Annotated in this window: 13 protein-coding genes; 8 read left to right on the top strand and 5 right to left on the bottom strand. The window is 43.4% G+C overall.

Annotated elements, in window-relative coordinates; translation table 11 throughout:
* Positions 1-168 precede the first annotated feature (168 nt).
* The 3 genes from F6J99_RS30515 to F6J99_RS30505 all read left to right on the top strand — a co-directional run bounded on the left by F6J99_RS30515 (position 169) and on the right by F6J99_RS30505 (position 3,709).
* Positions 169-489 (top strand): hypothetical protein, encoded by a 321-nt coding sequence (locus F6J99_RS30515; protein WP_293118550.1) that lies wholly within the window; start codon positions 169-171, stop codon positions 487-489.
* 9 nt (positions 490-498) lie between these two features.
* Complete coding sequence (locus tag F6J99_RS30510) at positions 499-1,347, top strand: tail fiber protein (protein WP_293118548.1); 849 nt, start codon at positions 499-501, stop codon at positions 1,345-1,347.
* Between the two features lie 412 nt (positions 1,348-1,759).
* Positions 1,760-3,709, top strand: a complete 1,950-nt coding sequence (locus tag F6J99_RS30505) for a hypothetical protein (RefSeq protein WP_293118546.1) — start codon at positions 1,760-1,762, stop codon at positions 3,707-3,709.
* 773 nt (positions 3,710-4,482) lie between these two features.
* On the opposite strand, the gene larE is transcribed toward F6J99_RS30505, so the two are convergent.
* Entirely contained in the window at positions 4,483-5,313 is an 831-nt protein-coding gene (gene larE / locus F6J99_RS30500; protein WP_293118544.1) for an ATP-dependent sacrificial sulfur transferase LarE, read from the bottom strand.
* 213 nt (positions 5,314-5,526) lie between these two features.
* A complete protein-coding gene (locus F6J99_RS30495) occupies positions 5,527-6,300 on the bottom strand; it encodes an ABC transporter permease (protein WP_293118542.1) in 774 nt (257 codons plus the stop codon).
* 552 nt (positions 6,301-6,852) lie between these two features.
* On the opposite strand from F6J99_RS30495, the gene F6J99_RS30490 reads away from it, so the two are divergent.
* The gene (locus F6J99_RS30490) at positions 6,853-6,981 is read left to right on the top strand and encodes a hypothetical protein (RefSeq protein ID WP_293118540.1); all 129 of its coding nucleotides are present in this window, start codon (positions 6,853-6,855) and stop codon (positions 6,979-6,981) included.
* On the opposite strand, the gene F6J99_RS30485 is transcribed toward F6J99_RS30490, so the two are convergent.
* Both F6J99_RS30485 and clpS read right to left on the bottom strand, forming a co-directional pair.
* Entirely contained in the window at positions 6,982-7,752 is a 771-nt protein-coding gene (locus F6J99_RS30485) for a CPBP family intramembrane glutamic endopeptidase (protein ID WP_293118538.1), read from the bottom strand.
* 105 nt (positions 7,753-7,857) lie between these two features.
* On the bottom strand, positions 7,858-8,139 hold the full coding sequence (clpS, locus tag F6J99_RS30480) for an ATP-dependent Clp protease adapter ClpS (RefSeq protein ID WP_070391454.1): 282 nt from the start codon (positions 8,137-8,139) through the stop codon (positions 7,858-7,860).
* Positions 8,140-8,263: 124 nt separating this feature from the next.
* On the opposite strand from clpS, the gene F6J99_RS30475 reads away from it, so the two are divergent.
* Together F6J99_RS30475 and F6J99_RS30470 are read left to right on the top strand one after the other, a co-directional pair.
* Positions 8,264-9,166: an alpha/beta fold hydrolase gene (locus F6J99_RS30475; RefSeq protein ID WP_293118536.1), complete on the top strand. Its 903-nt coding sequence runs from the start codon at positions 8,264-8,266 to the stop codon at positions 9,164-9,166.
* Positions 9,167-9,692: 526 nt separating this feature from the next.
* Positions 9,693-10,619, top strand: coding sequence for an NF038130 family PEP-CTERM protein (locus tag F6J99_RS30470; RefSeq protein WP_293118534.1), 927 nt, complete (start codon positions 9,693-9,695; stop codon positions 10,617-10,619).
* 249 nt (positions 10,620-10,868) lie between these two features.
* On the opposite strand, the gene F6J99_RS30465 is transcribed toward F6J99_RS30470, so the two are convergent.
* Positions 10,869-12,179 carry a dihydrolipoamide acetyltransferase family protein gene (locus F6J99_RS30465; protein ID WP_293118532.1) on the bottom strand — a complete coding sequence of 437 codons (1,311 nt, stop codon included), beginning with the start codon at positions 12,177-12,179 and terminating at the stop codon, positions 10,869-10,871.
* Positions 12,180-12,883: 704 nt separating this feature from the next.
* Here F6J99_RS30465 and F6J99_RS30460 point away from each other — a divergent pair.
* The gene (locus F6J99_RS30460) at positions 12,884-13,627 is read left to right on the top strand and encodes a PEP-CTERM sorting domain-containing protein (protein ID WP_293118531.1); all 744 of its coding nucleotides are present in this window, start codon (positions 12,884-12,886) and stop codon (positions 13,625-13,627) included.
* Between the two features lie 146 nt (positions 13,628-13,773).
* On the top strand, positions 13,774-13,984 hold a 211-nt coding region (locus tag F6J99_RS30455; RefSeq protein WP_293118529.1), incomplete at its 3' end, for a hypothetical protein.

Here is a 13,984-nt window from a genome sequence, read left to right as displayed (position 1 = left end):
AGTAGTGTAAAAAACCGATGTTACCCATCTTATTACGCCCCTTCGGGTGGGAACTAGGCTCGAACCCTAGCCTTTTTGGAGGATTACGGAATCCTCACTCCTTTGAGCGCCTTCATCGGTCGCCCCCTATACGATCATGATGTCACGCTTTCCTCTGAATTAATAGTGATGTTAGAAGTGGGAACTGTAGAAGATGCTCCTTGGGCATTGGCAACTGAAGATAAACTGAATGATATTTCAGTTGAGATTGAAGGGGATAAATGGGAATACAAAAGTCAGCAAACGATAGTAGTAGAATCGATAACTAAAGCAATACAATGGAGTTTTATCCCTAACAATGCAGCAGATGTGATATTAGCTCCTCAAGAAACAATGTTAATCAATTTAAAAAACATTGTTACAAATCATCCCACAGGGCAAGCAAACCTCTACTTATATTATAAAAGGGTTAAAGATTACAAGGATGGAAAATTTACCTGTCAAATTTAAAAAGCTCCCTTGGTTTATAATGAGAGTGTAAAGATTGATACGAAGCTGGATTTTCATCAAGATTATCAACAAAAGATTAATTTATCTGGTTCAAGTAATGGAATTGGATTCCAAAAAGATACAGTTTTCTTCCACAGCAATCAGAACTTTGCTTGGTATAAAGGAGGTACTCCTGGTACAGGAGAACTAGATCTAGGTACTGCAAGTTGTCAGATGTCGATTAATGATTGGGGTTATTTAGGGATTGGTACTAATTATCCAAACGCTAGATTGGATGTCAGAGGTGATGCTAAAATTACTAGTGACTTAGATGTCAGCGGTGATGCTTACATTGACTCTAAGCTAGGGATTGGCACTACTTCTCCATCAGCGAAGTTAGAGGTGAATGGACGTATCAAGGATAAAACCGGATTTGTAATTCCTGTAGGAACAATTGTTGCTTATGCTGGCAAGGATGATCCCCCCGATGGATGGCTTTGGTGCGATGGTAGTTCATTTAACACAACTCAGTATTCAGAATTATACAACGTGCTTAACAAGAGTACAGTTCCAAATTTACAAGGAAGATTTATCATTGGTTCGGGAAGTTTTAATAGCTACAGCTACCAACTTCATGAGACAGGCGGAGAAGAAAAACATCAGTTAACAATCGATGAAATGCCAAGCCATAATCATGAATACGACAGCTACTATAAGTATCTTGTAAGAAAGGGGTTACATACTTCTAATTCAAAGACAGATGATAGTCCTGATGAGATAAATCTATTCATGGCTTATCCTATTCAATCAGTAGGTTGCAATGAATATCACGAAAACCGACCTCCTTACTATGCACTCAAATATATCATCAAGACATAATTTGAAACTGTTAGGTTGTAGGTAGGTTTAGTTGAGGCAACGACATCCAGCAGCCCACTAAATTTGCGTAGGGTAAAGCGATCGCTCCCTTATGGATATGTTATTAGACAGCCCAGAGGGCTATCCCACATCTAATCTAGAATAATCCTGTGGAATAGCCCTCTGGGCTGTTCCCTCTCAAAAAAACAGGCTTATACTGATATCTTGCACCAGTACAATAATACTTAATAGATAAAGGTTAAAAAATCAATTTCGATAGCGTTAATATCAAATATTATTCCCTTTGCCCTATTTCACCAGAGGTTTATGGGGTAGGTGCAAGATCTGAGTTATAGCCTGTTCCACATGAATATGAACATCAACATCTAGATTTCACAATTAAACAATAATTATCATCAAAAAAGTAATTACCATGATATCTAAAGAAAAAGACCAAGTTCAATTTATTCAATTCCATCAACCTGCATTAGAAAGTGGAGACTACCACCTCAAAGTTGAGCAAACTCTCGCTTATAACGAAAATCACACTGACCTGAAAACTTATGGGCGGGAACTCACGTTTACTGTACAAGGAGAACGTTTTGAACCCCTCTCTCCTAACTCGATTTATGCAGTTTTTCCTCCCTCAGAAAGTTTAGGAGATCATTCTAACGTTCTGCCTCATATTACAGTCAAAAGAAGTACCCTACCTTGGGAACGTTATCCTGGATTAGAAGATGAAAATCTCCCTTGGTTAATTTTGCTTTTATTTCGGGATTCAGATTTTGAAGATGAGGCAGATAAACCCAAACCCAAAACTATTACCCTTGGGCAATTACTAGACGGAGAAGACAACATCTTTTTTCCTACAGATACGGAACTTCAACTCGGACAAAAAAGAGAAGATTTAGTAACCGTCATTGACGTGAAAAAGAAATATGTAAAAGATAGTTTACCCACTCATGATGACTTAGCTTATCTTGCTCATGTGCGGAAAGCATCATCATCCGATCCCATCCTAGAACAAGAATTTCTACCTTTTCGTAATGAATATGCCACCATTATTTCTAATCGTCTCCCCGAACCGGATGGTCTGAGTATTGTTCATTTAGTTTCCATAGAAGGACGCTATACCGACGATGGTTTTAATTTTATAGGGGCAGGAGATGACAATTTAATCCGGTTTGTGAGTTTAGCAAGTTGGAGTTTTTCTTGTGTCGATCCGAATCAGAGTTTTACTCAATTATTACAAAGACTCAACCGTCAACCTTGTACTCCAAGACTACCTGAAAGTAATAATCCCCAAGCAGAAGACTACTTAGCAAAGGGTTATATAACTGTACCTCATGGTCTGCGAAAAGGAAGTAAAACAATTTCTTGGTATCGTGGTCCTTTAAATACGGGTTATAACACAGAAACTTATGATCAATTTCCTGTCAAGGCAGCAGACGAATTATTACGTTATGATTCTGAAATTGCCATGTTTGATATATCCTATGCTGCTGCTTGGCAATTAGGACGAATGTTAATGTTAGAAAATCAACGGTTAGCGATAGAATTATATAACTGGAAACGACAACATTCCCAAAACTTGAAAGCCTTAGAACAACTGGTATCAAATTTGCCCCTAATTTCCCGACGAGTGGATAAACCCATTAACTTTATTCCCCCGAACTTAAAAGAATGGTTTAATGGAGTAGAGTTATTAAAAGGAATACCCTTTAATTATTTAGTGCCCGATGAACGTTTACTACCACCAGAATCAATTCGTTTTTTCTGGGTCGATCCGCTATGGATAGACTGCTTACAAGATGGTGCTTTTAGTATTGGCAGAGTTACAGGTGCAGATGTAGTCGATGACCGGCAAATTCGTTCTAATCGGGATTTTAATCTTAATCAAGACCGGAGAATTACCGGAATTATTATGCGTTCAAAAGTCGTTTCTGGATGGCCTGGTTTACTTGTGGATGGTTACGATACACCCGTGGCAGATGTAGATTCTATAGATGAAACAGAGGCCAATATTTTACCGTTATTACGAATGGAAACCTTAGCTGAAGATGTGTTAATTTGTTTGTTTCAAGGAGAAGTAAAAACCGTTGATATTCACCTCGAACCGGAGTCTATGCACTTTGGTTTAGATGCGCCTATAGTAGAATCTCCCGAATGGTCAAAAAACTTACGGAATGAGAATGGCGAACTTATGGATGAATTTTTAATTTCACCGATACCTTGGCAGAATGAAGAGAAAGGAGTGATTAACTTAGAAGAATTAGCTCAACAAATGAATGACTATTTAGAATTAGATCAGTTTACGTCTGCTCAATTTGGCTTACAAATGATAGAAGGAGTCCAGAAAGTTCGGTTTGTGTATCAGGAATAGGTCGGGCTCAAAATGGTAAGCATTCAGTATCAAGGGGTGACAACAAAGCTCAAAGCTAGGCAGGTTTTAGGTTTTAGGTTTTAGGTTTTGGGTTTAATGAGCGCGACTCGTGTTGTTGTATTTTCCAGCAGTTGAAGCAATTTTCACCAATCCAACTGCATAGATAGTTTTAATCAACTACTACGCCATGACGATGTTCGCGCTTCACCTAACCCCATTAACCTAACCCCTGTAAGATTTTAAAGAGCGCTTGTCACCCCGTGAGGCATTCAGCAGTCAGTAGTCAGCAGTCAGCAGTCAGTAGTCAGAGGTTGTCTGAGAAGTCTCATTTGCTACATTCAAGCCCCCGTTGGTCCCCCAATTTTGATACCGCTGGCCAATTTAACATTTAGAAATATTAGCCTGAAGACAGCAGTCTTTATAGCCCCCCAACCCCCAGCGAGGGATTGCTCGCTGGGGGGCTAGGGGGGCAAAATTCAGTATCAAAAAACTTGGGAGATATCCTCTCAGCCTTTGGCTGAGAGCTGAGAGCTGAGAGCTGAGAGCTGAGAGCTGAGAGCTAATCGCTGAATGCTTACAAAAAGCCAAACTTATATAGCGTTTATCATAGCTATGAGGTACACATTATTTTTTCCCTCTTCCCACTTCCCCTCCTGGGAGGGGTTAGGGGTGGGTTCCTCTTCCCTATTCCCTGCTCCCTGCTCCCTGCTCCCTAAAACCTAAAACCTAAAACCTAAAACCTAAAAATTTGTACCTCATGGGTATAAGACTTGCTATAAAGCTTTCATACTAATCACATCCTGACTCAAAACTTGATTCAATTTGCCACTGCGATATCCTTCTAAATCCAAGGTCACATAGACAAAACCCAACTCCTGAAACTCTGCCACTAACTTCGGTAAATCTGTGGTTACCACAAATTCCTTAATCTCTTCCGGTAGTAACTCAATCCGTGCGGTATCTCCTTCTGAACGAACCCTCAAATTGGAGAAACCTAACTTCCGTAAATAGATCTCTGCTCGTCCTACCCGTTGTAACTTAGCCACTGTAATCATTTCCCCATAGGGAAAGCGAGAACTCAGACAAGGTTGGGCAGGTTTATCCCACCAGGGCAGTCCTAATTGTTTCGAGAGTTGGCGCACTTCCGCCTTAGTTACCCCCACTTCCGCTAAAGGCGATCGCGCACCTCGTTCCTTGGCCGCCTGAATCCCTGGACGATAGTCCCTTAAATCATCCCCATTCACCCCATCGACTACATAAGGATAGCCTCGTTCTAGGGCTAGAGGTTTGAGAGTGTCGTGGAGTTCACTTTTGCAAAAATAACAGCGATTGACCGGGTTAGAAGTATAATTAGGATTCTCCATCTCATGGGTTTGGACAACCTCATGGGTAATGCCAATGGTAGCGGCTTGGATGCGAGCGTCTTCTAATTCTTCTGGTAATAGTGAGGGGGATTCAGCAGTGACGGCTAAAGCGCGATCGCTTAAAACATCGTAAGCAATTTTAGCAACTAGGGTGCTATCAACTCCCCCAGAATAGGCAATCAAAGCCCGTTCCATCTCAGCAAATATAGTTTTTAATTGCTTGAGTTTCTGCTCTAGCATGGTTTTGATAAATAATTTTCCCTATTTTTAGCATTATCCCCATTTACTATCATGCCCCATTTGTAATAATTAGACTTTGTGGTAGTTGTTGGGAACAGCGGATCTGGGAACAGGGAAAAAAAAATTATGCTTCTGACTTCTGACTTCTGACTTCTGACTTCTGACTTCTGACTTCTGACTTCTGACTTCTGACGCTAAGCGTAGCGCTATAAATCAAAACTCCCGTTGCCAGAAGATTAGGATAGCGATCGCTAACAGCAGCACGATGTAAAGTAATCCATAAATTCCATTTAAAAATAGTTCTGGGAACGGAGGTAAGACACCATACACTGCATCATTCTTTAAATTGAGCCGTGATAAATCCGGGATAACCAAGTATAGGGTTTCAGTCATCCGCTCAATGCCAGGGTTTTCGCTCAACTTGCTTAACTCCACTAAATCACGGCTCAAGTGTCCCATCATATAAACCCCAAAGGTCAGTAAGGTTGCTAGGAGTGAACTAGTAAAGACACCAAACATCAGCGCTACTGCTGTGATTAGAGACAGTTCTAGAAATTGGTAAACCACCGAAACCAGGATGCTAACCACAGGGTATTCAATACTAGAGACACGTAAGCCCAGCAGATAAATGGCGGTCATAGCCACAACCAGCACAGCCAATACACCCGATAACCCTAAGTGTTTGCCAATGATAAATTCAGCGCGGCTTAGGGGCTTGGGAATTAACACTAAGACAGTACGCTTTTCGATTTCCTTGTTAATCAATCCCGTACCAACAAATACCGCCACAATTACACCCAGGATACCCATCGCCGCTAGACCCAAATCCAGAAAAATTTTGTCTTGTGTGGTTGCTGCTACCTCAGGTAACAGCCTCAGGGCTATGCCTAGGGCTAGGGCAAAAAAGCCGATCAGATATAAAACGCGATCGCGTATCACTTCCCGAAAACCATTAGCTGCGATCGCCCAAATTCTTGCCAAACTCACCCGCTATCTCCTATGCTCGGAATTGTTTTGCTTCCATCATAGGGGAGGTACACAAGGCCAGGGATTTTTGCTATACCAAAGGGAACAGCGGATCTGGAAATAGGTTTGTCTACCTCATTAATATGAGAACTGCTATATCAAAACAATAGCTTGATTCGCTATTGCTATTTATAGCAATTCTACGACTTGTGAGGTACAAATTTCTGGTTTTTAGGGAGCAGGGAGCAGGGAGCAGGAAGAGGTAAGAGGTAAGAGGCACCCACCCCTAACCCCTCCCAAGAGGGGAAGGTAAGAGGTAAGAGGTACGCTTCTCAAGCTCAAAGTCCCCCTTGATAAGGGGGATTTAGGGGGATCCATTTGTACCTCATGGCATAGCGATGCAGCGCGGTCTTGGGGGTTTCCCCCATGAGCGACTGCATCAAGACAGATAATTGCTATATTTTGAGTTAAATAAACTATCAATACCAATCACTAATTAGTAATTACTAATCACTACTAATCACTAGTTATAGTGTTTATCATAGCTATGAGGTAAACTATATTTTTAACCTCTTGCCTCTTGCCTCTTGCCTCTTGCCTTTTGCCTTTTGCCTCTTCCCTGCTCCCTGCTCCCTGCTCCCTGTTCCCTGCTCCCTAAAAGCGATAAATTTGTACCTCATGAGTATAAAAATTGCTATATGACTAATCACTGTTATGATTGCGCTTCATCAACCAAGCAACTAAACCAAGAAATAGCAATCCCATTATTCCAGCAGTAGGATCGCGATTAATGCCAGTAATCCAGGGAGCAACCTTGCCTGAATAGACTACTAATTGCCCAACATCAATAATATAATAACCCCAAACTAAGCCAGCATGGAGACCAATCGATAAACCTAGCCTTCCTTGAGTTGATCCCTTGGCCCAAATCAGGATTAACCCTAGCAGCAATAAACTGGGAAATCTCGGTAAGCCGCGAATCATCTCTGGGATGGGTTTAAGGAAATGCAGCAGCGCAAATGCGATCGCACCAATCCACTGTGATGTGTTAAAACTATAATCCCGTTGCAACTCATCAAGCAACCAACCCCGAAACACCAATTCTTCAGCGAAGCCTATGGCCAAAGCACTGATTAATCCCTCTACAATCAGCCTTGACCATGGCAGTGCAGGGGTTTGGAATGCTACCCAACCCAGCCACCCTTGTAATCCAAACATACTAAGAGTCATTAACAGACCTAGACCTAGTCCTCTGATTAACTCAAGAGCGTTTTGGGCTGTTAGGCGCAAACCATATTTTTTTAACAGTCCTGGCTGGCGATAAACCTTCCTTCCCCAAACTCGGACTAAGTACAGAAATACCCCGAACATTAGCCCCATAGTCAGGATTGTCACTGAGTTTGGGTCGCTACCAATTAAGTATATTGGTGCTGCTATGGGTAACCAAAGCAACAGCAAAGCTAGTATAAACATCCCCAACCTGAATGGTGCTGGGTATAGGGATAATCTAGCCAGCCTGGGTGTAAAACGTTTTATAATTTCAAGATTTGGAAAGGGAAGAATCTCTCCTATTGCCCCTTATTCGTCAGGTTCAATTGTACTACTCAGACCCCGGTTTTTCAGGGTTTCGCAATAAAACTCAGCATGCTCTTGAGCACAGGTAATCACCAATGCCAGCCCGGATGTATGGGCTTCCATCATAATGTTGACTGCTTGAGGTTGAGTCAGACTCGCCACAGTTTCCATCAAGGTTTTCACCACATACTCCATAGAGTTGAAGTCATCATTATGGAGCAATACGCGATAGCGAGGCGCGTGTTTACGAACTGTTGAACGCTTCTCAATGGTTTCGACTGACAAAGCTTGTCCCTCTCTATTTTAGGTGTTTACACAAACTCTCCATTATATACTGCCATTAGTCTAACATCAGACATCTGGCAGGGAGCGCTATGATCAAAAAGTTAACATTACTTAATAGTTTACCGTGATTACCCAGGTAAGTGCTACCCCTTCTAATACTCCCATCCCTGGAACTTACTGGCAGTGGCGGGGGGAATCTATATATTATGTACAGGCTGGACAGAAGCCATCAGGATACCCACCGTTACTACTAATTCACGGATTTGGGGCATCTACAGACCACTGGCGCAAAAACATTGCTCAATTGAGTCAGGATTTTGAAGTTTGGGCGATTGACTTGTTGGGGTTTGGACGTTCTGCTAAACCAGATGGGGAGTACAGTGGCAATTTGTGGCGAGACCAGTTGGATGATTTTATTACAGAGGTGATTGGTCAACCAGTAGTCTTAGCTGGAAACTCCTTGGGGGGTTATGCAGCTTTGTGTGTGGCTGCACAGCGTCCTAGCTCCGCCGCAGGTTTAGTATTGCTCAATAGTGCTGGACCGTTTAGTGATACTCAACCTGTCACTAAGGTCAATCCTGTTAAAAAAGTGCTCAATCAGGTAACCAAATCAATTTTTCTACAACCTTGGGCAAGTTTCCTCTTATTCCAGTACCTGCGGCGACCGTCAATCATTCGAAAAACCCTCCAGAAGGTTTATCTTGACCAGAGTGCGGTAACGGAACAGTTAGTAGACGAGATTTATCGCCCGTCTTGTGATCCTGGTGCTGCTCAGGTATTTGCCTCCGTGTTCAAGTCACCCCAAGGGGAAAAAGTCGATGTGCTGCTGGAACAGATGACTTGTCCATTATTAATGCTATGGGGAGAAGGGGATCCTTGGATCAAGAGCAGAGAACGAGGAGCAAAGTTTAGGGAATATTATCCTCAGTTAACGGAATATTATCTACAGGCAGGACACTGTCCCCATGATGAGATACCAGAACAGGTGAATGATCTGATCAGGTCTTGGGTGATCGCTAATCGCTAATCGCTACAAGAATCAAAATTTATAGCACTACCCATTAAGGTGTTTGACATTGATACACCTTGAAAAATGTGCGACCCGTGGGGAATTTAATAATTAGATGCGGGAAGGAAGTTACCGCATTAAGAGGGTCGCCTTTATGGGTTACTGGCTATACGTAAAAGAGGTGCGACCCGTGGCGAATTTAATTCGCCTACGGAAAGCGCACCTTTGGTTAAAACTTTTGTAATAAGGCGACCCTCTTCAAGGTTTCCTCTCCGGAAAGCGCACCTAAGCTGTTGTAGTAAACTTTAGCATTCATGCCCGCCCCCCTTACGCGCGGGGGGTTAGGGGCGATTTCTAAAGCCCTTGCCCGTAGCGCTATATTGCCCTATTCATGACTGAGGAACTGACGCACTCAGGATTATGTCAAAGATTAACATAACTTAAACCCCATCAAAAACGCGATCGCTAACATCCCACTCCGATACTAAAAAAAAGAGACCAAGTCCTGCCAGCAACCTGAACAAACTCGAAGGGAGACATGTCAATGAAAAGCACAGTAATGAAATTTTGGCTCGGGGCCTCAATTATTGCCGGTATGAGTGCGATCGCCACTACCCCAGCTGTTGCTGGAAGCCTCACCGGAGCGACCCTGACCGGTAGTGACTACTACAAGTATGCATCTGACGGTACGAATACCTATTTAGATCAAAATGCTATTTTGTCAACTATCTTGCAACGTGACGCTAGTGACCCTGGTGGAAACGTAGAGCTATTTGCCAGCAGTGAAACTCTGAGCAACAGCGACTTTGCCACCTATACTGATGTTACTAGCCTAACCGGTGACATCGGTGGTAAGGACATCACCTTGAGCAGTCTGACATTAGCTGACTGGAACAGTGATCTTGATCGTGATGGCATAACCTTAGCTCAGCAGTGGATCACTGATGCCTTCACTGCACATGGTCTTGGATCTTATGTTAACAATGTAGTAGTTAATACTTTCGATAATCTATTTCGCGCCAATGGAGGATTGCAACGATTTAGCGATCCCAATATTTCCTACGTCAACCAAAACGCAACAGGCCACATTAGCATTGGTCTAGCAGGTCACCTTGATGCTCGAGATGCGTTCGAAGATACGTTTAATCAGTTGGAACAGAAGATTGCTCTTTTATTGCCTGATTTTCAAGTACCATTACCACCTAGTATAAGGGCTAGTGAAATTGTCAAGGTTGAATACAATGGGAAAACTGAATACCTTTACGGTTTCGTTCCCACACCATCTGGGCTAGTCAACCTAGAAGATGGTACATCTCACAATGCCACCTACCAAGTGGGCTTCCTTGGCGCTCCTCCAGGACCGTCTTCATCGGAACCACAAGATGTGCCTGAATCCTCTACTGTGCTTGGTCTAATCGCTGTGGCTGGTTTGTTTACTGCTGGAGGGAAATTGCGAAAAGCTAACTGTTAAGGGAAATAGTGAACAATATTATTGAGAGGGGGGCACAACGGTGCGCCCCTCTTAGTGATCAAGCAGTTCATGTAGGGTGGGCAGTGCACCAGACAGATAATCAAGCTTGCAAAGGGCGTTGCTAGGCACTGCCCACCCTACTTAAAAAGTCAACTTAAATAGTCAACTTAAAGGGTGGGCAGTGCACCAGACAGATAATCAAGCTTGCAAAGGGCGTTGCTAGGCACTGCCCACCCTACGATTAATGGCTTAAAGAGTTAACGATTGCGGATCAGTTTCAATCAACTTCGCCAAGTCTTGCAAGAAGGCTGCAGCATCAGTACCATAGATAATCCGGTGGTCACAGGTAATATTGACTTGCATCTGACGCTTTACACCCATCATGCCGTCAGGGGTAGCCACTACAGTAGGACGGGATGCACCAATGGCCAAAATAGAACCCTGTCCTGGGGGCAAAATCGCATCAAACCGGTCTACACCAAACATTCCTAAATTGGATAGGGTGAAAGTACCGGAATTATATTCCTCTGGCTGCAACTGCTTAGTTCTGGCACGGTCTACTAAATCTTTCCAAGTGCGAGACAGAGAATAAATATCCAGCTGCTCCGCATGGCGCAATACTGGGGTAATCAAGCCACCATCAGCCATTGCCACAGCTACAGCTACATTAATGGAACTGTGATACTGAATTCCCCGTTCGGTATAACTAGCATTGACCAGGGGATGCTTCTGCAAGGTAACCGCTACTGCCTTAGCCAACAGCCCGGTCATGGTAACACCCTTAGGCTTGATTTTTTTGTATAACTTATCTAACTCATCGGTAGTGATGGTGTAACCAACCCTGAAGGTAGGCACTTGCAGGCTGACCATCATATTCCGCACCACTGCATTTTGGAGGGTATTGAACGGCACCACTTCTCCCAGGGGTACAGCTGCAGGAGGTGCTGGCAGAGGTGCTGGCATAGTTGCTGGGGTGGGAGTGGGCATTACAGCCGCTGTCGGCAGTGGTGCTGGGGTGGTGGTTGCTGGTGCCGGGGGAGTACTCACTTTACCTGCTGCTGCTTCCACATCCTCAGCCACAATCCTGCCATGGGGACCACTTCCTCTCAAGGTATTGAGATCAACCCGTAATTCCTTCGCTAGTTTACGAGCCCGGGGAGAAGCAATAATTCGGCCATTACGGCGGCTGGGAGTATCAGCAACTGCAGCAAGAGCTGTCTGTACCGGTTCTGGGGTTGAGGCCGTTGCTTGCTGAGGCGTTGCTGTGTCAGTAGCTGGTGTAGATTGGGCAGCTTGTTGTTTAGCTGCCTCAATTTCCGCTTCCGTTTCCGCAATCAGAGCAATCGGGGCTCCCACCGGAGCAGAGTCACCAGCTGATACCGTGATTGTGGCAAGATAGCCTTCATAGAAGGACTCAACGTCCATATCAGCTTTATCGGACTCAACCACCACCACGGTTTCACCTTTTTCGACTTTGTCTCCCGGAGATTTTTCCCAGGAAACGATTTTGCCTTCGGTCATGGTTGAACTGAGGGCGGGCATGAAAACTTCGTGAATCATGGGGTGGTCTTCTAAATCAATTCTAGTGAGCTAGCAAAAACATTATGCCAGCTTGCATTGTAACTTGAATAAGCCCCAGAAAGCCATCGTACTGTGTAAAGAAACCATGAGCCAGAGGGCTTCGATGGTTTTCTACAATACGGATATCCTCTTTTTCCTCGGGATTAGGGATTAGGAGAGTGGGTAGCTATCAATCACTCTGCACACGCATTTCTCAAATAGGTGAGATACTTTCGTTCTGGGTTCTAGGGAGCAGGGAGCAGGGAGCAGGGAGCAGGGAGCAGGGAGTAGGGAGTAGAGAGTAGAGAGTAGGAGTAAGACATGTGAATGTACCTCATAAATATGATAAACGCTAGACATGCTAAAGGCTCTTCACGCTCAGGCTCATATCGGTTGACTGCTGACAGGGTCAGTCTAAGAGCTAGTTTAGTATAATCTTAAATACTATCGATTTTGGTCGCCGGATGAAGGTCACTTCACTGAATCTTTAATTAACCGACTCAAACGTTAAAGAAATCACTAATTTATACCAAAAAAGGAAACTTATACCTAACGTATAGGTTAATTAACCATAAAATAACTATAATAATATACATATTGCCTGAATAGTAGGTAGTAAGCGTTAATCATAATCATCAAAAAAAGATAATAAGCAAACCGATTTTAGCGCTAAAATTCAGTCAGTATTGAGGGGTTTAAAAACCATGAAAAAGTTATCAACAATTACGCTGACAGCTGCCTTAATTACTGTGGGAACATTAGGTGCTAATCCCGCTCTAGCTAATGAATATTTACTTGATTTTGAAAAGGATGATGCTGGTAAGGTTCTCAAGGCGGGGACTAAAACAAATATTGGGAACCAATGGGAAAAATGGGGTGTGCATATAACTAGTAACACAGGGTCTAATCATCCCTTAAGGTTATTCAACAGCAATTGCGGACCTGATTTTGGGATTACATGCACGGGTGGAGACGCTGACTTAGCCACGGGACCTTCCTTTGGGACAAAGCCACAGGGTAACGTCCTAATCATTAACGAGAACAAAAATAAAACACCCGATGACTGGGCTGGCGGTGGCATCATTTCCTTTGTTTTTGATAAAGCCGTTTCTCTCGATTTCGTCAAGCTTCTAGACATTGATGAGAATCCGAAGAATAAAAAGGGATTTGTTAAAGCGTTTCTGGAGGATGGCACAAAAGTGAAAAAATCACTAAAACTTGGCACAGACAACTCCCTATCCACTTACCGTTTCAGCGATCTTCCTGAGTATTCAGTGACCAAGCTAGATATTAAACTACCAGGAAGTGGTGCGGTCTCTGGCATCAAGTTTCGCAATTTTCCAGAGCCCCCTAAGAGTTCTAAGAAAGTTCCCGAACCAACTTCGGCATTGGGTCTGTTTATGTTGGGTGCTATCGGTGCAGGGTCAGTGTTCAAGCGCCATAAATAATGCCATTAGTAATACCATCAGTAATTAGATGGACTTGGGTTGAGACGATAATGTTTTTTGTTAAGTGTTGAGTGTTGAGTATTGAGTATTGAGTTTTAACCCTTGACGGTTGACTGTCAACAGCCGACAAGTTAGGTTGAATCCTATTGAATGAAACTTGGTATGAGATGCTTAACAAAAAACTTTCCTTGACCGTGCTTACAGGTATTATCCTAATCCTGAGTGCTTGCAATCTGATTAGCAAACCCCCTGAACCCAAACCAACTGAGTCTCCTGCTAATGTCGAGACCAAGCGAGAAGACTACAAAGCCATTGACCTAGCCAATAAGGCAACACCTGATCAACTGATTGGTGAGA

Origin of the sequence: Moorena sp. SIO4G3 (genome assembly GCF_010692305.1) — a bacterium.
Taxonomy (GTDB): Bacteria; Cyanobacteriota; Cyanobacteriia; order Cyanobacteriales; family Coleofasciculaceae; genus Moorena; species Moorena producens_A.
This window is presented reverse-complemented; position numbering and strand designations above follow the sequence as displayed.